This window comes from Streptomyces sp. L-9-10 (genome assembly GCF_004151105.1).
GTDB lineage: Bacteria > Actinomycetota > Actinomycetes > Streptomycetales > Streptomycetaceae > Streptomyces.
The window spans coordinates 15,986-41,182 of the sequence record NZ_PHRF01000127.1; the positions used below are offsets into that span (position 1 = coordinate 15,986).

Sequence of the window (25,197 nt, forward strand, 5' to 3'; positions counted from 1 at the left end):
GCCGGCCGTCCCCCGGTCCCGCGCCGCCCGCCGGCTCCGCTACGCGAGACCGGTCTCGCGCAGGGTGATGTTCAACCGCCCGCTGTGCAGACCCGTGGCCGGGCCGGCCGTACCCGGCCAGACCTTGGGCACCCCGTGGTAAGCGAACCGCGACGGTCCCCCGAAGACGAAGAGGTCCCCGGAGGAGAGTTCGACGTCCGTGTACGGCCGCCACCGGCTCTCCGTATTGCCGAAGCGGAAGACACACCGGTCGCCGATGCTCAGGGACACCACCGGCGCCCCCGACTTCTCGTCCTTGTCCTGGTGCATCCCCATCTTCGCGGCGCCCTCATAGAAGTTGATCAGCGCCGTGTCCGGGGTGTACGCCGCACCCGCCGCCGGATCGCCGTACGCCTCGACCACCGCCTCGCGCCCCAACTCGACGAGCCAGTCCGGGAACTCCGCCACCCGCGCGCCGTTCACATCGCCCGCGGTACGGGTGTACGCGTACGGCTGCCAGTGCCAGCCCACGCAGACGGTCTGTACGGACATCACACCGCCGCTCGGCAGCACCGTGTGCCGGATCGGCACCGGCCCCCGCGCCCAGCCCCGGCAGGCGTCCACCAGCTCCCGCTGCCGCGCCTCGGACAGCCAGGAGGGCACATGCACGGCGCCGGGAGCGACGACGGCTCGCGGCCTCGGGAACAGTTCCCCGCTCATCACACGTCCCCGCTCATCCCGCCGGCGCGTCCTTCATCCCACCAGCGCGCCCTCCAGGCCGAGAAGCCGCTCCTTGCGGTCCACTCCGCCCGCGTACCCCCGCAGCGCCCCGTCCGCGCCGATCACCCGATGGCACGGCCGCACGACAAGCAGCGGATTCCGTCCGATCGCGGTCCCCACGGCCCGCACCCCGGCCCCGGCCGCGCCGACCTGACCGGCGATCTGCCCGTACGTCATGGTCGCGCCGTACGGAATGGCGTCCACCGCCTGCCAGACCCGCCGCTGGAAGTCCGTACCGCTGTCCGCGTACTCGATCCGGAACCGCGTCAGCGTGCCCTCGAAGTACGACCTGAGCTGCCCGGTGATCTCCTCGAACGCCTCGGGCGCCCGGACCCATCCGTCCTGGACGACGGCCGCGCCCTTCTGCCCCGGCAGGGAGAGCGAGGCGAGCGCGACGCCGCCCTTCGCGGTGGCGGACTCCTCGCCGACGAGCAGCAGTTCGCCCAGGGGGCTGTCCATCGTCGTGTACATGGTCCCGGTCATCACTCGTTCCTCTCCTCGCAGAGCGTTCAACCGCCCACGCGTCGCGTTCGGCGGTCGCGTTCAGCCGCTACGAGTAACGAGTCTCCGCCCCCCTGACCACCGGCGCTGGCGGAATTCGGACAGCACGCCCGGCCGGTGGCGTCCGGGGCGGGAACGGAGCGCCCGCCCCGCGCCCGTGCCTCCTACGTCACCGGTCGGTCCCACGTCACCGGTAGTTCACGAACTGCAGCGCGAAGTCGAAGTCCTGTCCCTTGAGCAGGGAGATCACGGTCTGCAGGTCATCGCGGCTCTTCGAGCTGACCCGCAGTTCGTCGCCCTGCACCTGCGCCTTGACGCCCTTGGGGCCCTCGTCGCGGATGATCTTCGCGACCTTCTTGGCGTTGTCCTGGGAGATGCCTTCCTCGATCGACGCGAAGATCTTGTACTCCTTGCCGGACAGCTGGGGCTCGCCCGCGTCCAGCGCCTTGAGCGAGATCCCGCGCTTGATCAGCTTGGACTGGAAGACGTCGAGGATCGCGCTGACCCGCTCCTCCGAGTTCGCCTGCATGAGGATCTTCTCGCCGGACCAGCCGATCGAGGCGCCGACGTTCTTGAAGTCGTAACGCTGCGAGATCTCCTTGGCGGCCTGGTTGAGGGCGTTGTCGATCTCCTGCCGCTCGACCTTCGAGACGATGTCGAAACTGGAGTCGGCCATGTCCTGTGGCTCCTTGTGATCGGTGCTGTTCGGGTGCTCATCGCATGCTCGCTGCAACGACCGGACACCGCCGGTCGCTGGCGTAAAGCCTAGTCACCCACACCCGACTCGAGTGCTGATCAATCCGGTGGCGGAGCACCCCCGCGCATCGGGTATCGTTTACGTCGTTGCCACGGAGCACCGCCCACAGCGGCCTCTCCATCAGGCGACAACATCCCATGGCGGTGTGCCCGAGTGGCCAATGGGAGCGGACTGTAAATCCGTCGGCTTAGCCTACCCAGGTTCGAATCCTGGCGCCGCCACGCGATAAAAACGGCCCCTGGTTTGCGGAAACGCGCACCAGGGGCCGTTTTCTCGTGGGGTCGGCGTGACGCGTGCGAATGGCCCTTGCCCCACGTCTCCGTTTGGCAAGGGCCACTCTCATGTCCGGCCGCCGGGCCGTACCGCTCGTCCAGGCCGCGCTACTCGCCCGGGGCCGCGTCGGCGAGCCGGAACGCCAGCTCCGTCTCCCAGTTGGCCGGGTCCGGTTCCACCCGCGGGTCGGTCTTGTACGACTCCAGCCGGCAGCCCCAGTGCTCCACCCCGTCGACGACGGTCATGTCCCACTCCAGCCCCTCGTGCTCCGCCCACTCCCGCAGCGCTCGGGTCACCGCCAACAGCCCGTCGAAATGGCCGAGGTGAGTGATCGTCGCGTAGTGGCCGGCGGGCAGCGTCCCGACGCGGATCTCGCCCTCCGGCTCCGGGGTCGACACCAGCGGGACGCCGGCCTCCACCTCCGACTCGCCGTCCATGTCGATGGTGCGGTAGCGGAAGAACGGCGCTCCGGCCATCTCGAGGCCCTGGCCGAGCACCCAGCCGATGAGCTCGGGCAGCCGGTCGGCGAGCGTCGGGAACTCGTCCATCCGCACGGATTCTCCGATGGCGACATACGGCTGCTCGCCCCGTCGGACGATCTTCGGCAGGCTCACGGGCTTGCTCCGGTCCATGTCCTCAACCACGCTCTCCACGCTCAGGTCCTCGTTCATGGGAGCAAGGACCGCCCCGGGCCACGGAACTCATCGCCCGCCCGCCGCCCGCACCGCCTCGGCCACCGGCACCGTCCCGCCGATCAGGTCCAGCGTCCGCCCCGCGGTCCCCGGGGTCCCCAGCAACTCGGCCAGTACCGCCGCCACATCGTCGCGCGGCACCGGCCCACGCTCCGTGGACTCCGCGAGCCGCACGAGGCCCGTCCCGGGGTCGTTCGTCAGCATCCCCGGCCGCAGGATCGTCCAGTCGAGCCCGGACTTGGACCGTACGTACGCGTCCGCCGCGCCCTTGGCCCGCAGATACGCGTCGAAGACCTCGTCGCCCCGGTGATCCGGGTTCGCGCCCATGGACGAGACGACGAGGTGACGGCGTACGCCCGCGCGCTCGGCGGCGTCCGCGAAGAGGACCGCCGCGCCCCGGTCCACCGTCTCCTTGCGGGCCGCTCCGCTCCCGCTGCCCGCGCCCGCGGCGAACACGGCCGCGTCCGCGTCCTTCAGTACCGCGGCCACCTCCTCGACCGAGGCCGACTCCAGGTCCAGGACGACCGGTTCGGCGCCGGCGTCGCGCAGATCCTCCGCCTGCGCCGGGTCGCGGATGATGCCCGCGGCCTCGTGTCCGCGCGCGGCGAGCAGTCGCTCCAGCCGCAGCGCGATCTGACCATGTCCTCCGGCAATCACGATTCGCATGCTCACGACCGTACGTCCGGGGGCCGTTCGCCGCTGACCCGCCATCCCGCTCAGGGACCGGGGTTGCCCAGGACGGACCGTCCCTGCCGGGGCAGTTCCAGCGCGACGGCCGCCGCCGAGTCGCAGTACTCCCGTACCGCGCTCGTCCGCGCCACCACCCGCCCGCGGTGGATGACGATCCTGCTGTACGCGAGGGACAGCGCGCCCTCGATCCGCTCCCCGCGTACCGCCAGCAACTCCGCGGGAAAGCCCGCCTCGACCCGTACCGCGGGCAGCCCCATCGCCGCCCGCGCGGCCCCGCTCACCGCGTCGTACGCGTCCGCCGCCCGCATCCCGCCCTGTGACGCGAGCAGATAGGCGGCCTCCAGCGGATCCCCGCGCCCGACCGGATTCGACACGTCCCGCAGCGCCCCGCTGCCCGCCGCGATCCGCACCCCGGCCGCCCGCAGCAGCTGCACGGGGGCGACGCCGCGCTCGGCGCCCGGCAGCCCGGAGCCCCATGGGTCCGCGCCGGGCGGTTCCGCGGCACGCCGGTCCGCGCCGCCGCGCCGGTCCGTGTCCACCCGCTCCACATCCGCGCGCTCCACGCCCCCGCAGCCGCCCTGCGGCAGACAGACCACGGTCACGCCGGCCGCCGCCAGCTGGCCCGCGGCCCGCGCGGCCGTCTCGGCGGGCAGCCTGGCCAGCCCCGCGCACGGCCCGAGCGTCACCCCGGGCCGCAGGCCGCCCGCCATCGCGGCGAGCCGGGCGAGCCGGGCCGGATCGTCACCGTCCGTATGCAGGTCGACCGGGCAGCCGTGCTCGGCCGCGATCCCCAGCACCGCTTCCGCGTACCCGGCCGGATCCGGGTCCAGGTCGGGGCAGCCGCCCACCACCCCCGCGCCCATCTTCACCGCGTCCCGCAGCATCGCGAGCCCGTCGGCGCCCGCGAGACCCGTCAGCAGGCGCGGTACGGCGACGGCGGTCAGATCGGCGAGACCGCGCAGCGAACGGCGGGCCTGGAGCACCGCCTCCATGCGGCCCAGCTCCTGCGCGTCCCCGATCCGTACGTGGGAGCGCAGCGCGGTCGCGCCGTGACCGAGCTGGAGCAGGGCGGCCTCGGTGGCGCGGCGCTGGACGTCCTCGGGCGAGTAGGAGCCCGGTCCGTCGGGGGTGAGCGCGGTGAGGGCGGTGTCACTGTGGGCGTGCGGCTCGGCCGGAGCGGGGAGCAGCAGATAGCCGGCCAGATCCAGCCGGGTGCCGTGCGCGGCGAGACTGCCCGCCGTGCCCACGGCCTCGATCCGGCCCGAGCTGAGCCGTACGTCCACGGTGCGGCCGTCGGTGAGACGGGCGCCGCACAGGACGAGCGCGGTGGTGTCGGCCGGGGCTCCGTCGGACGGCTGCGGCTGCGGCTGCGGCTGGCTGTCGGGCATCGGGCTCCTGGTGAGGGCTTTCTGGTCGGACTCCGGCGTGCAAGATCACGCAGCGTGAGTCGAGCCTAGGGGCGCCTCGGCCGGCGTTCGAGGAGGAGCGCAATAGTCGTACCGGCGAGCCCACCAGTGGCGTACGGGACACCGCGGGACGCGTGGGGTGAGGGGCGGGAAAACGGATTTGGGCGATCGGCAACCGACCGTGTAATGTCTTCATCGCTCGCCCCAATAGCTCAGTCGGTAGAGCGTCTCCATGGTAAGGAGAAGGTCTACGGTTCGATTCCGTATTGGGGCTCAGATGTTCGGTGATCCTCGCCTTCGGGCGAGGAGATCCAACATCGAAGCGGTGTAGCTCAGTCGGTAGAGCAAGCGGCTCATAATCGCTGTGTCACCGGTTCAAGTCCGGTCACCGCTACACAAAGTAGCCGATTGTGGGGTCGGTCCTTCGATCGGCTACTCTTTTCTGCGTTCATCCGTTCATCCGTTGTCCGTCCAAGGAGCACTCACGTGGCTGCCACCGACGTCCGCCCGAAGATCACGCTGGCCTGCGTGGAGTGCAAGGAGCGGAACTACATCACCAAGAAGAACCGGCGTAACAACCCGGACCGTCTTGAGATGAAGAAGCACTGCCCGCGCTGCAACTCGCACACCGCGCACCGCGAAACGCGCTGAATCAGGCTCGTATGCGAGGCCGTCCCCGGTTGGGGACGGCCTCGTGTCGTTTCCTTGTCTACATCAGGGTCTCCAGCAGGCCTGTGGTCCTTTACATCAGGAGGGAGCGAGTCAGTGGCGCTCGATCAGTCCTTCGTGGGGCGGAGCTATCCGCCCACCGCGCCGTACGAAGTCGGCCGGGAGAAGATCCGCGAGTTCGCCGAGGCGGTGGGCGACCCCAATCCGGCGTACACCGATCTGGAGGCCGCCAAGGCCCTCGGGTACTGCGATGTGATCGCGCCGCCGACCTTCGTGTTCGCGATCACCTTCAAGGCCGCGGGTGAGGTCATCGCCGATCCGCAGCTGGGTCTGGACTACAGCCGTGTGGTGCACGGCGACCAGAAGTTCGCGTACACCCGTCCCGTACGGGCGGGCGACCGGCTGAGCGTCACGTCGACCATCGAGGCGATCAAGTCCCTCGCCGGGAACGACATCATCGACGTCCGCGGTGAGGTGCGCGACGAGGCGGGCGAGCACGTCGTGACCGCGTGGACCAAGCTGGTGGCGCGCGCCGCCGAGGGGGCGTGAGGCCGGTGACCGCGAAGATCGGTTACGACGAGGTCGAGATCGGTACGGAGCTGCCGGCCCGTAGCTTCCCCCTCACGCGCGCGACGCTGGTGCGGTACGCGGGCGCCTCCGGGGACTTCAACCCGATCCACTGGAACGAGAAGTTCGCCAAGGAGGTCGGGCTGCCGGACGTCATCGCGCACGGCATGTTCACCATGGCCGAGGCGATCCAGGTGGTGACCGACTGGGTGGGCGACCCGGGAGCCGTCGTCGAGTACGGGGTCCGCTTCACCAAGCCGGTCGTGGTGCCCAATGACGACCGGGGCGCGCTGATCGAGGTCAGCGCGAAGGTCGCGGCCAAGCTGGAGGACAACCGCGTCCGGGTGGATCTGACGGCGATGAGCGCGGGGCAGAAGGTGCTGGGCATGTCCCGCGCCGTTGTCCGGCTCGCCTGAGTGATCAGACCTGTACCCGGCTGAGCGATCACTGTGTAAGGGCGCCCGCGATGAGCGGGCGCCCCTTGCGCTTGACATAGGTAGTGATTGGTCAATAACTTAATCTCCATGGTCAGGATGAGTGCGGAAGAGCGACGCGAGAGTGTGATCCGCGCGGCGGTCGCGGAGTTCGCCAGGGGCGGCTACCACGGCACCTCCACGGAGGCGATCGCCCGCCGGGTCGGGGTCTCGCAGCCGTATCTCTTCCGGCTCTTCCCGAACAAGCAGGCCATGTTCCTCGCCGCCGCCGAACGCTGTCTTGCGGACACCACGCGCGTCATGACGGAGGCGTCGGAGGGGCTGGAGGGCGAAGCGGCCCTGCATGCCATGGGGAACGCCTACCAGCGGCTCATCGCCGATGATCCCCAGAAACTGCTGATGCAGATGCAGATGTATGTCGCGGTGGCGACCGCCGAGGCCGCGGGCGACCACGAGTTCGGCGACACGGTACGGGCCGGCTGGCAGACGCTCTGGGACACGGTCCATCTGGCGCTCGGGGCGGACGTGGACGAGACCACGACGTTCCTGGCGTACGGGATGCTGATCAACACCCTCGTCTCGCTGGGCTTCCCGTCCGGTCATCGCATCTGGTCCGGCTTCCACGACGAGGCCCGGCCGTCCGAGGGCTGAACGCCCGCCGGGGGAGTGCCGGCGCTTCCGTATGTCCAGGAAAGTTAGTCATCAATAACTAATAAGTGTCATGCCCAACAGGGGGAGAACAATGAGTCAGCCACCGACCGGCGGGTCCAGAGCCATCTGGACCCTCGTCATCACCGGCGTCGCCGGCTTCATGGCGGCCCTGGACGTGCGGGGCTGGTGGCGCTCGGCGCGCTGGCGGCCCTCCTCATCCCGGGGCGTGGCGCCCGGCGGGTGCCGGTGGTCACGGAAGTGAAGAAAGAAGCGGACGAGCGCGAGCCCGCGGCCGTCTGATGTCGGGCCACTGCGATCGCAGTGGCCCGTACCCTTGTCCCGTGCAGGAACTCCACGACGCCCCCCTCGCCCCACTGACCACCTTTCGTCTCGGCGGCCCGGCGACCCGCCTGCTCACGGCGGTCACCGACGACGAAGTGACCGCCGCCGTGCGCGAGGCGGACGACGCCGGTACGCCGCTGCTGATCATCGGCGGCGGCAGCAATCTGATCATCGGGGACAAGGGCTTCGACGGCACCGCCCTGCGCATCGCGACCAAGGGCTTCTCGCTCGACGGCACCACGCTGGAGCTGGCCGCCGGGGAGATCTGGAGCGACGCCGTCGCCCGTACCGTCGAGGCGGGCCTGGCCGGCATCGAATGCCTCGCCGGGATCCCCGGCTCGGCCGGCGCCACGCCGATCCAGAACGTCGGCGCGTACGGCCAGGAGGTGTCGAGCACCCTCACCGACGTCGTCGCCTACGACCGCTCCACCGGGCGGACGGTCACGCTCACCAACGCCGACTGCGGCTTCTCGTACCGCCACAGCCGGTTCAAGCAGCACCCGGAGCGCTGGGTCGTGCTGCGTGTCCGCTTCGCCCTGGAGGACGCGCAGGGGCTCTCCGCCCCCCTCAAGTACGCCGAGACGGCCCGCGTGCTCGGGGTCGAACCCGGCGACCGCGTCCCGGCGGAGACCGCGCGGGACACCGTCCTCAAGCTGCGGGCCGGCAAGGGCATGGTGCTCGACCCCGAGGACCACGACACCTGGTCGGCCGGCTCCTTCTTCACCAACCCGATCCTGACCGACCGGGAGTACGCGGAGTTCGTCGCGCGCGTACGGGCCCGCCTCGGCGACGAGGTGACGCCGCCCGGCTTCCCGGACGGGGAGGGACGTACGAAGACCTCCGCGGCCTGGCTGATCGACCGGGCCGGTTTCACCAAGGGGTACGGCAGCGGCCCGGCCCGTATCTCCACCAAGCACACCCTGGCCCTCACCAACCGGGGCGCGGCGACCACCGAGGATCTGCTCGTGCTCGCCCGGGAGGTGGTGGCCGGGGTCCGGGAGGCGTTCGGGATCACGCTGGTCAACGAGCCGGTGACGGTCGGCGTCAGCCTCTAGTGGTCTGTCTGGCCGGATAAACCGCGCGTCAGTCGGCCAGCCAGCCGTCGATGCCCGTCAGCAGCTTCTCCCGTACCTCCCGCGGCGCCGCCGAACCCCGTACCGACTGCCGTGCCAGCTCGGCCAGTTCGGTGTCGCTGAAGCCCTGGTGCCGACGGGCCAGCTCGTACTGGGCCGCCAGCCGCGAACCGAACAGCAGCGGGTCGTCCGCGCCCAGCGCCATCGGGACCCCGGCGTCGAACAGCGTCCGCAGCGGGACGTCCTCCGGCTTCTCGTAGACGCCCAGCGCGACATTCGAGGCCGGGCAGACCTCGCAGGTCACCCCGCGCTCCGCGAGCCTGCGCAGCAGCTTCGGGTCCTCCGCCGCGCGGACGCCGTGCCCGATACGGGCCGCCCGCAGATCGTCCAGGCAGTCCCGTACGGACGCGGGCCCGGTCAGCTCACCGCCGTGCGGCGCGGCGAGCAGCCCGCCGTCCCTGGCGATCGCGAAGGCCCGGTCGAAGTCCCTGGCCATCCCGCGGCGCTCGTCGTTGGAGAGCCCGAAGCCGACGACCCCCCGGTCCGCGTACCGGACGGCGAGCCGGGCCAGGGTCCTGGCCTCCAGCGGATGCTTCATACGGTTCGCCGCCACCAGCACCCGCATCCCCAGGCCGGTGTCCCTGGACGCGGTGTCCACGGCGTCCAGGATGACTTCCAGGGCCGGGATCAGTCCGCCGAGATGGGGGGCGTACGAGGTGGGGTCGACCTGGATCTCCAGCCAGCCCGAGCCGTCCCGTACGTCCTCCTCGGCCGCCTCGCGCACGAGCCGCTGGATGTCCTCGGGCGTGCGCAGACAGGACCGGGCGATGTCGTAGAGCCGCTGGAAACGGAACCAGCCGCGTTCGTCGGTCGCGCGCAGCCTGGGCGGTTCGCCGCTGGTCAGCGCCTCGGGGAGATGAACGCCGTACTTGTCGGCGAGTTCGAGCAGCGTCGTGGGCCGCATCGAACCGGTGAAGTGCAGATGCAGATGAGCCTTGGGCAGCAGGCTGAGGTCGCGGGGGCGGGTGGTGCTCTCCATTCGTAGATCCTGCCGCATGCTCGCGCCGACCGGCAGCCACTTTCCCCGATCGAGATCTTGTCCGAACGCAAAAACGGGCCCCCGGCGGTAAGCCGGGGGCCCGCGCACCGACTCATGTGAGTCGGTGGGGGAACGTCAGTCCGTGGCCTCGCCCAGCAGCTTCTGGAGCCTGCCGACGCCCTCCGCCAGGTCCTCGTCGCCGAGCGCGTACGACAGCCGCAGATAGCCGGGCGTACCGAACGCCTCTCCGGGGACGACCGCGACCTCGGCCTCGTCCAGGATCAGCGCGGCCAGCTCGACCGACGTCCGCGGGCGCTTGCCACGGATCTCCTTGCCCAGCAGGGCCTTCACCGACGGGTACACGTAGAAGGCACCCTCCGGCTCCGGGCAGACGACGCCGTCGATCTCGTTCAGCAGCCGCACGATGGTCCGGCGGCGCCGGTCGAAGGCGGCGCGCATCTCGGCGACCGCGGTGAGGTCACCGGAGATGGCGGCGATCGCCGCGGCCTGCGAGACATTGGCGACATTGGACGTCGCGTGCGACTGGAGGTTGGTCGCGGCCTTGACGACATCCTTGGGGCCGACGATCCACCCCACACGCCAGCCGGTCATCGCATAGGTCTTGGCCACACCGTTGACCACGATGCACTTGTCGCGCAGCTCCGGCACGACGGCCGGCAGCGAGGTGAAGGCGGCGTCGCCGTACACGAGATGCTCGTAGATCTCGTCCGTCATCACCCACAGCCCGTGCTCGACGGCCCAGCGGCCGATGGCCTCGGTGTCGGCGGCGCTGTAGACGGCGCCCGTCGGGTTGGACGGGGAGACGAAGAGGACGACCTTCGTACGCTCGGTACGCGCGGCCTCCAACTGCTCGACGGAGACGCGGTAGCCGGTGGTCTCGTCGGCCACGACCTCTACCGGGACACCGCCGGCCAGCCGGATCGACTCGGGGTACGTCGTCCAGTACGGAGCCGGGACGATGACCTCGTCGCCCGGGTCCAGGACGGCCGCGAACGCCTCGTAGATCGCCTGCTTGCCGCCGTTGGTCACCAGGACCTGGGCGGGCTCGATCTCGTAGCCGGAGTCGCGCAGCGTCTTCGCGACGATCGCGGCCTTGAGCTCGGGGAGCCCCCCGGCCGGCGTGTAGCGGTGGTACCTGGGGTCGCGGCACGCCTCGACAGCGGCCTCGACGATGTAGCCGGGCGTCGGGAAGTCGGGCTCGCCGGCGCCGAAGCCGATCACCGGACGCCCGGCTGCCTTCAGTGCCTTGGCCTTGGCGTCCACGGCCAGGGTCGCGGACTCGGAGATCGCGCCGATACGGGCGGAGACCCGGCGCTCGGTCGGAGGGATTGCAGCGCTCATGGGCCCATGGTCCCAGACCCGAAACCTCCCTGGCACACAGGTTTCGCTGGGTGGACACATGGGTGGACGGAGAAGAAAGACCGCCGCGCGGGACGCGGACCGCGACCGTCGTGGGGGAAGCTGTTCGACGCGGGGGCCGCGACCACGTACACTCACTCGTCGTTGGCCCTCAGCCACCAGGTCCGTACCGGGCACTCCGTGCATCCGGTCGGATGCGGTAGGTTGGGGAAAACGCAAAGGGTCGTAGCTCAATTGGTAGAGCACTGGTCTCCAAAACCAGCGGTTGGGGGTTCAAGTCCCTCCGGCCCTGCTACACACATCTTCGCCAGGATGTGTGCGCATGTACGTACATTGAATGCATCGCCGTGCGGCTCCCCCGGGCGCGGCACGGCCACGACCCGGAATCAGGTGAGAGAGCGTGACGGACGCCGTGGGCTCCATCGACAAGCCTGATGCTGACGACGAGTCCGCCGAGTCGAAGAAGCCCCGCAAGGGCGGCAAGCGCGGCAAGAAGGGCCCTCTGGGCCGTCTCGCGCTCTTCTACCGTCAGATCGTCGCCGAGCTGCGCAAGGTCGTCTGGCCGACTCGCAACCAGCTGACTACGTACACCACCGTGGTGATTGTCTTCGTCGTCGTCATGATCGGTTTGGTGACCGTGATTGACTATGGCTTCCAGCAAGCAATCAAGTACGTCTTCGGCTGATCCCGCGAGGGCGCCCCGCGCGGCGCCCCTTTCGCGTGTTCCACCCATTGAGCCAGGAAGAAGCAGCCACCGTGTCTGACCCGAAACTGAACGACGCCAGCGAGTCGGTGGAGTCCCACGAGGACGAGACCGGCATCGTCGAGGCGGCGGACGCTGTCGAGCCAGACCAGGCCGAAGCCGCTGATGTCGCCGCGGGCGAGCCGGCCGAGGAAGCCGCGCTCCACATCGAGGACGACGAGGACGACCCCGCGGAGGACGGCACCGACGAGTCCGCCGCCGACGCGGACGAGGACGAGGCCGAAGAAGAGCCCGAGGCTCCCGCCGACCCGGTCGCCGCCCTCCGTGAGGAACTCCGAGGGCTGCCCGGCGAGTGGTACGTGATCCACACCTACGCGGGCTACGAGAAGCGCGTGAAGGCCAACCTGGAGCAGCGCGCCGTCTCGCTGAACGTCGAGGAGTTCATCTACCAGGCCGAGGTCCCCGAGGAAGAGATCGTCCAGATCAAGAACGGCGAGCGCAAGAACGTTCGCCAGAACAAGCTCCCGGGCTACGTCCTGGTGCGCATGGATCTGACGAACGAGTCCTGGGGCGTCGTCCGCAACACCCCCGGTGTCACCGGCTTCGTGGGCAACGCCTACGACCCGTACCCGCTGACCCTGGACGAGATCGTCAAGATGCTCGCGCCGGAGGCCGAGGAGAAGGCCGCCCGTGAGGCCGCGGAGGCCGAGGGCAAGCCCGCTCCGTCCCGCAAGGTCGAGGTCCAGGTGCTGGACTTCGAGGTCGGCGACTCGGTCACCGTCACCGACGGTCCGTTCGCCACGCTCCAGGCGACCATCAACGAGATCAACGCCGACTCGAAGAAGGTCAAGGGCCTGGTCGAGATCTTCGGCCGCGAGACCCCGGTCGAGCTGAGCTTCGACCAGATCCAGAAGAACTGAGCCCAGCGGGCGGTGTGCGCCTCGGCGCCCGCCCGCGACAGCAGCTTCCGACAGGTCAGACAGGCTCATACAGCTGTCTGACCTGTCGGTTTTTGGCCGCGCAGCTATACCCGTTATCGTTGTGCGGTATGCCTCCATCCGGATGACCGGACGGCTGGCTGAAAACTCTCACTAGGACCCGGAGAGAGCAATGCCTCCCAAGAAGAAGAAGGTCACGGGGCTTATCAAGCTCCAGATCAGCGCCGGCGCGGCCAACCCGGCTCCGCCGGTCGGCCCCGCGCTGGGCCAGCACGGCGTCAACATCATGGAGTTCTGCAAGGCCTACAACGCCGCGACCGAGTCGCAGCGTGGCATGGTCGTGCCGGTGGAGATCACGGTCTACGAGGACCGCTCCTTCACCTTCATCACCAAGACGCCGCCGGCCGCCAAGCTGATCCTCAAGGCCGCGGGCGTGGACAAGGGCTCAGGCGAGCCGCACGTCAAGAAGGTCGCGAAGCTCACCCGCGACCAGGTGCGCGAGATCGCCACCACCAAGATGCCCGACCTGAACGCCAACGACCTGGACGCCGCCGAGAAGATCATCGCCGGCACCGCCCGTTCCATGGGCGTCACGGTCGAGGGCTGACCCAGCCGGGCAAGCCCCAGTGGCAGGGCCATGCGCGGCCCGGACCACGACCTCCACACCTGATGAACCACCAGGAGACGAAGTGAAGCGCAGCAAGGCTCTCCGCGGCGCGGACGCCAAGATCGACCGGGAGCGTACGTACGCCCCGCTCGAGGCGGTCCGTATCGCCAAGGACACCACCACCACCAAGTTCGACGGCACCGTCGAGGTGGCCATGCGGCTGGGCGTCGACCCGCGCAAGGCCGACCAGATGGTCCGTGGCACCGTGAACCTTCCGCACGGCACCGGCAAGACCGCCCGGGTCCTGGTCTTCGCGACCGGTGACCGTGCCGAGGCCGCGCGTGCCGCGGGCGCCGACATCGTCGGCGCCGACGAACTCATCGACGAGGTTTCGAAGGGCCGTCTGGACTTCGACGCCGTCGTCGCCACCCCGGACCTCATGGGCAAGGTCGGCCGCCTCGGCCGCGTCCTCGGCCCGCGTGGTCTGATGCCGAACCCGAAGACCGGCACCGTCACCCCCGATGTCACCAAGGCTGTGAACGACATCAAGGGCGGCAAGATCGAGTTCCGCGTCGACAAGCACTCGAACCTGCACTTCATCATCGGCAAGGTCTCCTTCGACGAGACGAAGCTGGTCGAGAACTACGCCGCGGCGCTGGAGGAAGTCCTCCGTCTCAAGCCGTCCGCCGCCAAGGGCCGCTACATCAAGAAGGCGACCCTGGCCACGACGATGGGCCCCGGCATCCCGCTGGACGCCAACCGCACCCGCAACCTCCTCGTCGAGGAGGACCCGGCCTCCGTCTGACACTGACGGCGGCCCGCGGGTCTCGCGTACGAAAGCCGGTCCCCGCGCCTCTCCGGAGGCGCGGGGACCGGCTTTGTCCGTACGGTCCCGTCCGGACGATTTGGCACGCGACGTGTCCTTCCCGTAGTCTTCCCCGGAAGCCAAAGACCGCTGGTCGTTGCCGTGTGCTCGTAAGAGGGTGCGGCGGCCGAAGGATCCGCTAGCTGCGGACGACCTGCGCAGGTGACTGTGGACAGCTCCCGGATTCCATTCGGTCGAGCTACGCCCCGTGCGCCTGCGCCGGGGCGTTTCGTTTTGCCCAGCCCCTTCTGAGCGGTCCTCATCACCCGGAAGGAGGCCGACGCTCATGGCAAGGCCCGACAAGGCTGCCGCGGTAGCCGAGCTGACGGACAAGTTCCGCAGCTCGAACGCCGCCGTGCTGACCGAGTACCGGGGTCTCACCGTGGCGCAGCTCAAGGAGCTGCGTCGTTCTCTCGGTGAGAACGCCCAGTACGCCGTGGTGAAGAACACGCTGACCAAGATCGCGGCCAACGAGGCCGGGATCAACACGCTGGACGACCTCTTCGCGGGTCCGACGGCGGTTGCCTTCGTCACCGGTGACCCGGTGGAGTCGGCGAAGGGTCTTCGTGACTTCGCCAAGGACAACCCGAATCTCATCATCAAGGGCGGCGTCCTCGATGGTAAGGCGCTGAGCGCCGATGAGATCAAGAAGCTCGCGGACCTCGAGTCCCGCGAGGTTCTGCTCTCCAAGCTGGCAGGTGCCATGAAGGGCAAGCAGTCGCAGGCTGCCTCGCTCTTCCAGGCGCTTCCGTCGAAGTTCGTCCGCACCGCGGAAGCGCTTCGCGTCAAGAAGGAAGAGCAGGGCGGTGCCGGTACGCCGGCTCCCGCCGAGGCCGAATCCGAGTAATCACGCTCGCTCGGTCGCAGCGGGCCGGTACGCCCGCGGAACTGTACATACGGCACCAGCCGAATTAGTGGAAGGACCGCCATCATGGCGAAGCTCAGCCAGGAAGACCTGCTCGCGCAGTTCGAGGACATGACCCTCATCGAGCTCTCCGCGTTCGTGAAGGCGTTCGAGGAGAAGTTCGACGTCACCGCCGCCGCCGCGGTCGCCGCGCCGGTCGCCGGTGCCCCGGGCGCCCCCGCCGAGGCCGAAGAGGTCCAGGACGAGTTCGACGTCATCCTCACGGGTGCCGGCGAGAAGAAGATCCAGGTCATCAAGGTCGTGCGTGAGCTGACCTCCCTGGGCCTCAAGGAGGCCAAGGACCTCGTGGACGGCGCCCCGAAGCCCGTCCTCGAGAAGGTCGCCAAGGAGGCCGCTGACAAGGCCGCCGAGTCCCTCAAGGCCGCCGGCGCCTCCGTCGAGGTCAAGTGACCCCGTACGAGTCCGTCACCGGCCGCCTGTAGGCGTACGGAGGCAGTCTCGGCGCCGCGAGGCGCGATGTTGACGCGAAGGGCGATCACCCAGTCGGGTGGTCGCCCTTTCGCGTGCTCGTGGGGGCTGCCTTGCTCTTCGGCGCGCGGCGAGTATCGTGATCATCGCCGTGCTTCCGTACGCCCCGTGACCTTCCGCGTGGGGTGGGGGGCCTTGACGAACCGCACGCAGCGCGCAATTCTCAGGACGCGTCGTCACAATCGATCCGCATCCGAGGCATGGATCGACGGCGAAGAGGGCAGTATCGATGTGCGCCTACGGCGCGAGGCTTGACGCAGTTGAGTTGCCGCAGTTGAGACAAGGGTGTTGAGAAAAACGAGGGTGTCGGAAAACCCGGTCTGGACATCAGTGTGCCAAGTGGCTACACTGACCCTTTGCGCTGCCTGTTAGCTGCTCCCTGCCCGTCACCAGGGGCACCCCCTCGCAAGAGCATCGGTGAGTGAACGGCCCTGACCAGGGCTTTCCCCCTCCGTGCCCCGCTTGGGACCGGTACGCGCGTAGTGAGTCCGAGCCCTCGGAAGGACCCCCTCTTGGCCGCCTCGCGCAACGCCTCGACCACGAATACGAACAACGGTGCCAGCACCGCCCCGCTGCGCATCTCCTTTGCAAAGATCAAGGAGCCCCTCGAGGTTCCGAACCTCCTGGCGCTGCAGACCGAGAGCTTTGACTGGCTGCTCGGTAACGCCGCTTGGAAGGCTCGTGTCGAGGCGGCTCTGGAGAGTGGGCAGGACGTCCCCAGGAAGTCAGGTCTGGAGGAGATCTTCGAGGAGATCTCCCCGATCGAGGACTTCTCCGGGTCGATGTCGCTGACCTTCCGCGATCACCGCTTCGAGCCGTCCAAGAACTCCATCGACGAGTGCAAGGAGCGCGACTTCACGTTCGCCGCCCCGCTCTTCGTCACGGCCGAGTTCACCAACAACGAGACCGGCGAGATCAAGTCCCAGACGGTCTTCATGGGCGACTTCCCGCTCATGACCAACAAGGGCACCTTCGTCATCAACGGCACCGAGCGTGTCGTGGTGTCCCAGCTCGTCCGCTCGCCGGGTGTCTACTTCGACTCGTCGATCGACAAGACGTCCGACAAGGACATCTTCTCCGCCAAGATCATCCCGTCCCGGGGTGCCTGGCTGGAGATGGAGATCGACAAGCGCGACATGGTCGGTGTCCGCATCGACCGCAAGCGCAAGCAGTCCGTGACCGTCCTCCTCAAGGCTCTCGGCTGGACCACCGAGCAGATCCTGGAGGAGTTCGGCGAGTACGAGTCCATGCGCGCCACCCTGGAGAAGGACCACACCCAGGGCCAGGACGACGCGCTGCTCGACATCTACCGCAAGCTGCGTCCGGGCGAGCCCCCGACGCGCGAGGCCGCTCAGACGCTGCTGGAGAACCTCTACTTCAACCCGAAGCGCTACGACCTCGCGAAGGTCGGCCGCTACAAGGTGAACAAGAAGCTCGGCGCGGACGAGCCGCTGGACGCCGGCGTGCTCACCACGGACGATGTCATCGCGACCATCAAGTACCTGGTCAAGCTGCACGCCGGGGAGACCGAGACGGTCGGTGAGAACGGCACCTCGATCATGGTCGAGACCGACGACATCGACCACTTCGGCAACCGCCGTATCCGCAACGTCGGCGAGCTGATCCAGAACCAGGTCCGTACGGGTCTCGCCCGTATGGAGCGTGTCGTGCGCGAGCGCATGACCACCCAGGACGTCGAGGCGATCACGCCGCAGACCCTGATCAACATCCGGCCGGTCGTCGCCTCCATCAAGGAGTTCTTCGGCACCAGCCAGCTGTCCCAGTTCATGGACCAGAACAACCCGCTGTCGGGTCTCACCCACAAGCGCCGGCTCAACGCGCTCGGCCCGGGTGGTCTGTCCCGTGAGCGGGCCGGCTTCGAGGTCCGTGACGTTCACCCGTCGCACTACGGCCGCATGTGTCCGATCGAGACCCCTGAAGGCCCGAACATCGGTCTGATCGGCTCGCTCGCCTCGTACGGACGGATCAACCCGTTCGGCTTCATCGAGACGCCGTACCGCAAGGTCACCGGCGGCGTCGTCACCGACGAGGTCGACTACCTCACGGCCGACGAAGAGGACCGGTTCGTCATCGCGCAGGCCAACGCGCCGCTCAGTGACGAGTTCCGGTTCGAGGAGGCCCGCGTCCTGGTCCGCCGTCGTGGCGGAGAGGTCGACTACGTTCCCGGTGACGACGTCGACTACATGGACGTCTCCCCGCGCCAGATGGTGTCGGTCGCGACCGCCATGATCCCGTTCCTGGAGCACGACGACGCCAACCGTGCCCTCATGGGCGCGAACATGATGCGCCAGGCCGTTCCGCTGATCAAGTCCGAGGCGCCGCTCGTCGGCACCGGCATGGAGTACCGCTGCGCCGTCGACGCCGGTGACGTACTCAAGTCGGAGAAGGACGGTGTGGTCCAGGAGGTCTCCGCGGACTACATCACCACCGCCAACGACGACGGCACGTACACCACGTACCGCCTGCACAAGTTCTCCCGCTCGAACCAGGGCACCTCGGTCAACCAGAAGGTTGTCGTGAACGAGGGCGACCGGGTCATCGCCGACCAGGTTCTGGCCGACGGTCCGGCGACCGAGAACGGCGAGATGGCGCTCGGCAAGAACCTCCTCGTGGCGTTCATGCCGTGGGAGGGCCACAACTACGAAGACGCGATCATCCTCAGCCAGCGGCTGGTCCAGGACGACGTCCTCTCCTCGATCCACATCGAGGAGCACGAGGTCGACGCCCGTGACACCAAGCTGGGCCCCGAGGAGATCACCCGGGACATCCCGAACGTCTCGGAGGAGGTCCTCGCGGACCTCGACGAGCGCGGCATCATCCGGATCGGTGCCGAGGTCGTCGCCGGAGACATCCTGGTCGGCAAGGTCACGCCCAAGGGTGAGACCGAGCTGACCCCGGAGGAGCGGCTGCTCCGCGCGATCTTCGGTGAGAAGGCCCGTGAGGTCCGTGACACCTCGCTGAAGGTGCCGCACGGCGAGACCGGCAAGGTCATCGGCGTACGGGTCTTCGACCGCGAGGAGGGCGACGAGCTGCCGCCGGGCGTGAACCAGCTGGTTCGCGTGTACGTCGCGCAGAAGCGCAAGATCACCGACGGTGACAAGCTCGCCGGCCGTCACGGCAACAAGGGCGTCATCTCGAAGATCCTGCCGATCGAGGACATGCCGTTCCTGGAGGACGGCACCCCGGTCGACATCATCCTCAACCCGCTGGGTGTCCCGTCCCGAATGAACCCGGGTCAGGTCCTGGAGATCCACCTCGGCTGGCTCGCCAGCCAGGGCTGGAAGGTCGAGGGCAGCGAGGACTGGATGGAGCGGCTGAAGGTCATCGGCGCCGACGAGGTCGCCGCCGGCACCAACGTCGCCACCCCGGTCTTCGACGGTGCCCGTGAGGACGAGATCTCGGGTCTCTTCGAGGCGACGATCCCGAACCGCGACGGCAACCGGATGGTCCAGCCGTCCGGCAAGGCGCACCTGTTCGACGGCCGCTCCGGTGAGCCGTTCCCGGACCCGATCTCGGTCGGGTACATGTACATCCTCAAGCTCCACCACCTGGTCGACGACAAGCTGCACGCGCGTTCGACCGGCCCGTACTCGATGATCACCCAGCAGCCGCTGGGTGGTAAGGCCCAGTTCGGCGGCCAGCGCTTCGGCGAGATGGAGGTGTGGGCGCTGGAGGCTTATGGCGCCGCGTACGCCCTCCAGGAGCTGCTGACGATCAAGTCCGACGACGTGACCGGCCGCGTGAAGGTCTACGAGGCCATCGTCAAGGGCGAGAACATCCCCGAGCCCGGCATTCCCGAGTCCTTCAAGGTGCTCATCAAGGAAATGCAGTCGCTCTGCCTCAACGTGGAGGTGCTGTCCTCGGACGGTATGTCCATCGAGATGCGTGACACGGACGAGGACGTCTTCCGCGCGGCGGAGGAGCTCGGTATCGACCTGTCCCGGCGCGAGCCGAGCAGCGTCGAAGAGGTCTGACGGGTTCGCCGGCCGGATCCCGTATCCGGCCGGCTCTCCCCGGACCCGTTCAGACCATTGCTGAAGTGCCCCATCTACTCGCTGACGCGAGGGGCTCGAACCCCCGAAAGAGGGATTGACGACAAGTGCTCGACGTCAACTTCTTCGACGAGCTGCGGATCGGCCTTGCCACCGCGGACGACATCCGGACCTGGTCGCACGGCGAAGTGAAGAAGCCGGAGACCATCAACTACCGCACGCTCAAGCCCGAGAAGGACGGACTCTTCTGCGAGAAGATCTTCGGTCCGACCCGGGACTGGGAGTGCTACTGCGGCAAGTACAAGCGTGTCCGCTTCAAGGGCATCATCTGTGAGCGCTGTGGCGTGGAAGTCACGCGCGCCAAGGTGCGCCGTGAGCGGATGGGCCACATTGAGCTGGCCGCGCCCGTGACCCACATCTGGTACTTCAAGGGCGTCCCGTCACGCCTGGGGTACCTGCTCGACCTCGCGCCGAAGGACCTGGAAAAGGTCATCTACTTCGCCGCGTACATGATCACGTTCGTGGACGAGGAGCGCCGCACGCGCGACCTTCCGTCGCTGGAGGCGCATGTCTCCGTCGAGCGCCAGCAGGTCGAGAACCGGCGTGACGCCGACCTCGAAGCCCGCGCCAAGAAGCTCGAGACCGACCTGGCCGAGCTGGAGGCCGAGGGCGCCAAGGCCGACGTGCGCCGCAAGGTGCGCGAAGGCGCCGAGCGTGAGATGAAGCAGCTGCGCGACCGCGCGCAGCGCGAGATCGACCGTCTCGACGAGGTGTGGAACCGCTTCAAGAACCTCAAGGTCCAGGACCTGGAGGGCGACGAGCTGCTCTACCGCGAGCTGCGTGACCGCTTCGGCACGTACTTCGACGGTTCGATGGGTGCCGCGGCGCTGCAGAAGCGCCTGGAGTCCTTCGACCTGGACGAGGAGGCCGAGCGCCTCCGCGAGATCATCCGTACCGGCAAGGGCCAGAAGAAGACCCGCGCGCTCAAGCGCCTCAAGGTCGTCTCCGCGTTCCTCCAGACCAGCAACAGCCCCAAGGGCATGGTGCTGGACTGCGTGCCGGTCATCCCGCCGGACCTGCGTCCGATGGTGCAGCTGGACGGTGGCCGCTTCGCGACCTCCGACCTGAACGACCTGTACCGCCGTGTGATCAACCGCAACAACCGCCTCAAGCGTCTCCTTGATCTCGGTGCCCCCGAGATCATCGTGAACAACGAGAAGCGGATGCTGCAGGAGGCCGTCGACGCGCTGTTCGACAACGGCCGCCGCGGCCGTCCGGTCACCGGTCCCGGCAACCGCCCGCTGAAGTCCCTGAGCGACATGCTCAAGGGCAAGCAGGGCCGTTTCCGTCAGAACCTGCTCGGCAAGCGCGTCGACTACTCGGCCCGTTCCGTGATCGTCGTCGGCCCGCAGCTCAAGCTGCACCAGTGCGGTCTGCCGAAGGCCATGGCGCTGGAGCTCTTCAAGCCGTTCGTGATGAAGCGCCTGGTGGACCTGAACCACGCGCAGAACATCAAGTCGGCGAAGCGCATGGTCGAGCGCGGCCGTACGGTCGTGTACGACGTGCTCGAAGAGGTCATCGCCGAGCACCCGGTGCTGCTGAACCGTGCGCCGACCCTGCACCGTCTGGGCATCCAGGCCTTCGAGCCGCAGCTGGTCGAGGGCAAGGCCATCCAGATCCACCCGCTCGTCTGCACCGCGTTCAACGCGGACTTCGACGGTGACCAGATGGCCGTCCACCTGCCGCTCTCCGCGGAGGCGCAGGCCGAGGCCCGCATCCTGATGCTGTCCTCGAACAACATCCTGAAGCCGGCCGACGGTCGTCCCGTCACCATGCCGACCCAGGACATGGTGCTCGGACTCTTCTTCCTCACCACGGACGAGGAGGAGCGCGAGGTCAAGGGCGCGGGCCGGTCCTTCGGCTCCGCGGCCGAGGCGACCATGGCGTTCGACAACCGTGAGCTCTCGCTCCAGGCGAAGGTCGACATCCGCTTCCCGGTGGGCACCATCCCGCCGCGCGGCTGGACCCCGCCGGCCGCCGAGGAGGCCGACACGGACGGCACCGCGGTGCCGTGGCAGCAGGGCGACCCGTTCCGGCTGCGGACGACCCTGGGCCGCGCGCTCTTCAACGAGCTGCTGCCCGAGGACTACCCGTTCGTCGACTACACGGTGGGCAAGAAGCAGCTCTCCGAGATCGTCAACGACCTGGCCGAGCGGTACCCCAAGGTCATCGTGGCGGCGACGCTCGACAACCTGAAGGCGGCCGGCTTCTTCTGGGCGACCCGTTCCGGTGTCACCGTCGCCATCTCGGACATCATCGTGCCCGAGGCGAAGAAGGCGATCGTCCAGGGCTACGAGGCGCAGGACGACAAGGTCCAGAAGCAGTACGAGCGCGGTCTGATCACCAAGGACGAGCGCACGCAGGAGCTCATCGCGATCTGGACCAAGGCGACCAACGAGGTCGCCGAGGCGATGAACGCGAACTTCCCGAAGACCAACCCCGTCTCCATGATGGTCAACTCGGGTGCGCGCGGAAACATGATGCAGATGCGTCAGATCGCCGGTATGCGTGGTCTGGTGTCCAACGCCAAGAACGAGACGATCCCGCGTCCCATCAAGGCGTCCTTCCGTGAAGGTCTGTCCGTGCTGGAGTACTTCATCGCCACGCACGGTGCCCGAAAGGGTCTGGCCGACACCGCCCTGCGTACCGCCGACTCGGGTTACCTGACCCGTCGTCTGGTGGACGTCTCGCAGGACGTGATCATCCGCGAGGAGGACTGCGGCACCGACCGCGGTCTGAAGCTGCGGATCGCCGAGCGCGGCGCCGACGGTGTGCTGCGCAAGGCGGAGGACGTCGAGACGTCCGTGTACGCGCGGATGCTCGCCGAGGACGTCGTCGTCGACGGCAAGGTCATCGCGCCGGCAAATGTCGACCTGGGCGATGTCCTGATCGACGCCGTCGTGGCCGCCGGGGTCGAGGAGGTCAAGACCCGCTCGGTCCTGACCTGCGAGTCCGCGGTCGGCACCTGTGCCTTCTGCTACGGCCGCTCGCTGGCCACCGGCAAGCTGGTCGACATCGGTGAGGCGGTCGGCATCATCGCCGCCCAGTCCATCGGTGAGCCCGGTACCCAGCTGACGATGCGTACCTTCCACACCGGTGGTGTGGCCGGTGACGACATCACCCAGGGTCTGCCCCGAGTCGTCGAGCTCTTCGAAGCCCGTACGCCCAAGGGTGTCGCCCCGATCTCGGAGGCGGCGGGCCGCGTCCGTATCGAGGAGACCGAGAAGACCAAGAAGCTCGTCGTCACCCCGGACGACGGCAGCGACGAGACTCCGTTCCCGATCTCGAAGCGTGCCCGTCTGCTCGTGGGCGAGGGCGACCACGTCGAGGTGGGCCAGAAGCTCACCGTGGGTGCCACCAACCCGCACGACGTGCTGCGGATCCTCGGTCAGCGCGCGGTCCAGGTCCACCTGGTCGGCGAGGTCCAGAAGGTCTACAACTCGCAGGGTGTGTCGATCCACGACAAGCACATCGAGATCATCATCCGGCAGATGCTGCGCCGCGTGACGATCATCGAGTCCGGCGACGCGGAGCTGCTGCCGGGCGAGCTGGTGGAGCGCTCGAAGTTCGAGACCGAGAACCGTCGTGTGGTCACGGAAGGCGGCCACCCGGCCTCCGGCCGTCCGCAGCTGATGGGTATCACCAAGGCGTCGCTGGCCACCGAGTCGTGGCTGTCGGCGGCGTCCTTCCAGGAGACGACCAGGGTCCTCACCGACGCGGCGATCAACGCCAAGTCGGACTCCCTGATCGGCCTCAAGGAGAACGTCATCATCGGTAAGCTCATCCCGGCCGGTACGGGTCTGTCCCGCTACCGCAACATCCGGGTCGAGCCGACCGAGGAGGCCAAGGCCGCGATGTACTCGGCCGTCGGCTACGACGACATCGACTACTCGCCGTTCGGCACGGGCTCCGGCCAGGCCGTTCCGCTGGAGGACTACGACTACGGTCCGTACAACCAGTAAGGCGTGAGCGAACGGAGGGCGGCCATCCTGTACGGGGTGGCCGCCCTTCGGCGTTTCGTTTTCGGGTGCCGGGTGCCGGGTGCCGGGTGCCGGGTCCCGGGTGCCGGGTCCCGGGTGCCGGGTCCCGGGGTTCCTTCGAGTTTCCGATTCCGTTTCAGCGTGCCGTGAGCTGCCAGGCGGTGAGCGCGACCGTCGAGACCGCCGTCAGCGCGGCGATGCTGGCGAGCGGCCAGCGGGAGCGCTCCAGGGCGTCCAGCCGCTCCTCGTGGTCGGCGAGCTGTTTGTCGCTCTGGTCACTGCGCTGGACCAGGAGCGCGAGGGAGCCGTCGGCGCGGGCGAAGCCGGCCTCCATGGTGCCGCGCAGCCGCTCCAGTTCCAGCGCCACCCAGGCGGGATCGGACCGTACCGGTTCCGTCATGGGCGGTCCCGCCGGGTGGTACGCGGGACCTTCAGCGCGTCCCAGGAGACGCGGCCCGGAATGCCGTCGGCGTCGGGGCCCGCGTAGCCGAGCTTGCGCTGCCACTTCGCGTACGAGCGGCGGTCGGCGTCGGTCCAGCGTGGTCCCGGGCCCTCGGTGTACGCGGAGCAGCCCTCCGCGACCAGGCGTCTGCCCATGGCGGTGATGAGCGCGGAGGTGGGGCGCGAGACGAAGTACTGCGCGCCGGGGAACGGCTCGAAGACCGGCTTCGGCGCGGGAGCGGGGGACGGGGGAGTGGGCGCGGGGCGGCTTCCGGAGGGCGGGGAGGCGAGCCGTTTCGCGATACGGGCGCGCATCGAGGCCATGGTGAAACCACGCGGGTCGATCTTGCTGTTCGTCCATTCCTTGTGGCCGATGACGGACGGCGCCGTCCAGCCGTGGGCGCGGCAGAGCGCCGCCGAGGCGCGCTCGATGGCGTCCAGCTGCGCCGCCGGCCAGGGGTCCGCGCCGTCGCCGAGGTTGACGCATTCGAAGCCGTAGAAGCGGGCATTGCCGTCGGTGTTGTTCTCGCCGGGCGAGGGCAGGGCGCTCTCCGCGACGACGGCGCGCAGGACGTCGTCGTCGCCGAGGCCCGCGTGGTTGGCGCGGCCGTGGCCGACCAGGTGGACGGTGCCGTCCTTGTCGATCACGCCGTGGCAGAGCGGCCCCGGCAGTGCGGCGTGGCCGTCGTAGCAGAGCTGGACCGACGCGGCGCTGCCCCGGGTGACCGTGTGGTGGATCATCACACCGTGCAGCGGGCCCCAGGCGCCCTTGTGATCGCGGTTGTGGGTACGCCAGGACCGGTGCTCGATGACGCGTACGCCTTCGGCGCGCAGCGCGGCGACGAACCGGTCGGCGGTCAGGGGAGTGGCCATGGAGGATCTCCTTCCGGAGGTACGGGGACGGGAGACAGGGGGACGGGCCCCGCGCCCGCCCGTACGGACGGGCGCGGGGGCGTCGCGACGG

The 25,197-nt window shown here is 68.7% G+C and carries 23 protein-coding genes and 4 tRNA genes; 17 read left to right on the forward strand and 10 right to left on the reverse strand.

The genetic code is table 11. The features are described 5' to 3' along the window. Positions 1-39: 39 nt before the first annotated feature. The 3 genes from CU044_RS29335 to CU044_RS29345 form a co-directional block, all read right to left on the reverse strand. Positions 40-699 carry an alpha-ketoglutarate-dependent dioxygenase AlkB gene (locus CU044_RS29335; RefSeq protein ID WP_129771786.1) on the reverse strand — a complete coding sequence of 220 codons (660 nt, stop codon included), beginning with the start codon at positions 697-699 and terminating at the stop codon, positions 40-42. Positions 700-732: 33 nt separating this feature from the next. Next, positions 733-1,242, reverse strand: a complete 510-nt coding sequence (locus CU044_RS29340) for a methylated-DNA--[protein]-cysteine S-methyltransferase (protein ID WP_129771787.1) — start codon at positions 1,240-1,242, stop codon at positions 733-735. A gap of 205 nt (positions 1,243-1,447) precedes the next feature. Then, positions 1,448-1,936 (reverse strand): YajQ family cyclic di-GMP-binding protein, encoded by a 489-nt coding sequence (locus CU044_RS29345; RefSeq protein ID WP_129771788.1) that lies wholly within the window; start codon positions 1,934-1,936, stop codon positions 1,448-1,450. Positions 1,937-2,156: 220 nt separating this feature from the next. On the opposite strand from CU044_RS29345, the gene CU044_RS29350 reads away from it, so the two are divergent. After that, positions 2,157-2,238, forward strand: a tRNA-Tyr gene (locus tag CU044_RS29350). A 159-nt stretch (positions 2,239-2,397) separates the two neighbouring features. Here CU044_RS29350 and CU044_RS29355 read toward each other — a convergent pair. The 3 genes from CU044_RS29355 to CU044_RS29365 are packed head-to-tail and all read right to left on the reverse strand — an operon-like array spanning position 2,398 to position 5,060. Further along, positions 2,398-2,961 (reverse strand): GyrI-like domain-containing protein, encoded by a 564-nt coding sequence (locus CU044_RS29355; RefSeq protein ID WP_240045918.1) that lies wholly within the window; start codon positions 2,959-2,961, stop codon positions 2,398-2,400. Between the two features lie 30 nt (positions 2,962-2,991). Next, positions 2,992-3,648 carry an SDR family oxidoreductase gene (locus CU044_RS29360; protein ID WP_129771789.1) on the reverse strand — a complete coding sequence of 219 codons (657 nt, stop codon included), beginning with the start codon at positions 3,646-3,648 and terminating at the stop codon, positions 2,992-2,994. Between the two features lie 50 nt (positions 3,649-3,698). Beyond that, on the reverse strand, positions 3,699-5,060 hold the full coding sequence (locus tag CU044_RS29365; RefSeq protein ID WP_129771790.1) for a hydrolase: 1,362 nt from the start codon (positions 5,058-5,060) through the stop codon (positions 3,699-3,701). A gap of 219 nt (positions 5,061-5,279) precedes the next feature. On the opposite strand from CU044_RS29365, the gene CU044_RS29370 reads away from it, so the two are divergent. From CU044_RS29370 to CU044_RS29400, 7 genes are all read left to right on the forward strand, one after another. Beyond that, positions 5,280-5,352 (forward strand) — tRNA-Thr (locus CU044_RS29370). A gap of 47 nt (positions 5,353-5,399) precedes the next feature. After that, a tRNA-Met gene (locus tag CU044_RS29375) sits at positions 5,400-5,472 on the forward strand. Positions 5,473-5,564: 92 nt separating this feature from the next. Next, positions 5,565-5,729, forward strand: coding sequence for a 50S ribosomal protein L33 (gene rpmG, locus CU044_RS29380; RefSeq protein ID WP_003956487.1), 165 nt, complete (start codon positions 5,565-5,567; stop codon positions 5,727-5,729). 114 nt (positions 5,730-5,843) lie between these two features. Further along, the gene (locus CU044_RS29385; RefSeq protein ID WP_129771791.1) at positions 5,844-6,296 is read left to right on the forward strand and encodes a MaoC family dehydratase N-terminal domain-containing protein; all 453 of its coding nucleotides are present in this window, start codon (positions 5,844-5,846) and stop codon (positions 6,294-6,296) included. A 5-nt stretch (positions 6,297-6,301) separates the two neighbouring features. Then, positions 6,302-6,730 (forward strand): MaoC family dehydratase, encoded by a 429-nt coding sequence (locus CU044_RS29390; RefSeq protein ID WP_129771792.1) that lies wholly within the window; start codon positions 6,302-6,304, stop codon positions 6,728-6,730. A gap of 108 nt (positions 6,731-6,838) precedes the next feature. Continuing rightward, positions 6,839-7,399, forward strand: a complete 561-nt coding sequence (locus CU044_RS29395) for a TetR/AcrR family transcriptional regulator (protein ID WP_129771793.1) — start codon at positions 6,839-6,841, stop codon at positions 7,397-7,399. A gap of 341 nt (positions 7,400-7,740) precedes the next feature. After that, a complete protein-coding gene (locus tag CU044_RS29400) occupies positions 7,741-8,796 on the forward strand; it encodes a UDP-N-acetylmuramate dehydrogenase (protein WP_129771794.1) in 1,056 nt (351 codons plus the stop codon). Positions 8,797-8,824: 28 nt separating this feature from the next. Here the strand turns inward: CU044_RS29400 and CU044_RS29405 are convergent, their stop codons facing one another. Beyond that, on the reverse strand, positions 8,825-9,871 hold the full coding sequence (locus CU044_RS29405) for an adenosine deaminase (protein ID WP_129771795.1): 1,047 nt from the start codon (positions 9,869-9,871) through the stop codon (positions 8,825-8,827). A 117-nt stretch (positions 9,872-9,988) separates the two neighbouring features. After that, positions 9,989-11,215 (reverse strand): pyridoxal phosphate-dependent aminotransferase, encoded by a 1,227-nt coding sequence (locus tag CU044_RS29410; protein ID WP_129771796.1) that lies wholly within the window; start codon positions 11,213-11,215, stop codon positions 9,989-9,991. A 237-nt stretch (positions 11,216-11,452) separates the two neighbouring features. Between CU044_RS29410 and CU044_RS29415 the strand changes: the two genes are divergently transcribed. The 9 genes from CU044_RS29415 to CU044_RS29460 all read left to right on the forward strand — a co-directional run bounded on the left by CU044_RS29415 (position 11,453) and on the right by CU044_RS29460 (position 23,774). Beyond that, positions 11,453-11,525: transfer RNA gene (locus CU044_RS29415), tRNA-Trp, on the forward strand. 108 nt (positions 11,526-11,633) lie between these two features. Continuing rightward, positions 11,634-11,918 (forward strand): preprotein translocase subunit SecE, encoded by a 285-nt coding sequence (gene secE / locus CU044_RS29420; RefSeq protein WP_030351417.1) that lies wholly within the window; start codon positions 11,634-11,636, stop codon positions 11,916-11,918. A 71-nt stretch (positions 11,919-11,989) separates the two neighbouring features. Next, positions 11,990-12,856 carry a transcription termination/antitermination protein NusG gene (gene nusG / locus CU044_RS29425; RefSeq protein WP_129771797.1) on the forward strand — a complete coding sequence of 289 codons (867 nt, stop codon included), beginning with the start codon at positions 11,990-11,992 and terminating at the stop codon, positions 12,854-12,856. 190 nt (positions 12,857-13,046) lie between these two features. Continuing rightward, complete coding sequence (gene rplK, locus CU044_RS29430) at positions 13,047-13,481, forward strand: 50S ribosomal protein L11 (protein ID WP_030351419.1); 435 nt, start codon at positions 13,047-13,049, stop codon at positions 13,479-13,481. 82 nt (positions 13,482-13,563) lie between these two features. Next, positions 13,564-14,286 carry a 50S ribosomal protein L1 gene (gene rplA / locus CU044_RS29435; RefSeq protein WP_129771798.1) on the forward strand — a complete coding sequence of 241 codons (723 nt, stop codon included), beginning with the start codon at positions 13,564-13,566 and terminating at the stop codon, positions 14,284-14,286. Positions 14,287-14,632: 346 nt separating this feature from the next. After that, positions 14,633-15,193: a 50S ribosomal protein L10 gene (gene rplJ / locus CU044_RS29440; RefSeq protein WP_129771799.1), complete on the forward strand. Its 561-nt coding sequence runs from the start codon at positions 14,633-14,635 to the stop codon at positions 15,191-15,193. 84 nt (positions 15,194-15,277) lie between these two features. Then, positions 15,278-15,661: a 50S ribosomal protein L7/L12 gene (gene rplL, locus CU044_RS29445; protein WP_030351422.1), complete on the forward strand. Its 384-nt coding sequence runs from the start codon at positions 15,278-15,280 to the stop codon at positions 15,659-15,661. Between the two features lie 590 nt (positions 15,662-16,251). Next, entirely contained in the window at positions 16,252-19,734 is a 3,483-nt protein-coding gene (rpoB, locus tag CU044_RS29455) for a DNA-directed RNA polymerase subunit beta (protein ID WP_129771800.1), read from the forward strand. Positions 19,735-19,859: 125 nt separating this feature from the next. Beyond that, complete coding sequence (locus tag CU044_RS29460; RefSeq protein WP_129771801.1) at positions 19,860-23,774, forward strand: DNA-directed RNA polymerase subunit beta'; 3,915 nt, start codon at positions 19,860-19,862, stop codon at positions 23,772-23,774. 154 nt (positions 23,775-23,928) lie between these two features. Here the strand turns inward: CU044_RS29460 and CU044_RS29465 are convergent, their stop codons facing one another. Continuing rightward, positions 23,929-24,192 (reverse strand): hypothetical protein, encoded by a 264-nt coding sequence (locus tag CU044_RS29465; protein WP_129771802.1) that lies wholly within the window; start codon positions 24,190-24,192, stop codon positions 23,929-23,931. Beyond that, complete coding sequence (locus CU044_RS29470; protein ID WP_129771803.1) at positions 24,189-25,106, reverse strand: peptidoglycan-binding protein; 918 nt, start codon at positions 25,104-25,106, stop codon at positions 24,189-24,191. Before CU044_RS29470 ends, CU044_RS29465 begins: the two co-directional genes overlap by 4 nt. Positions 25,107-25,197 lie beyond the last annotated feature (91 nt).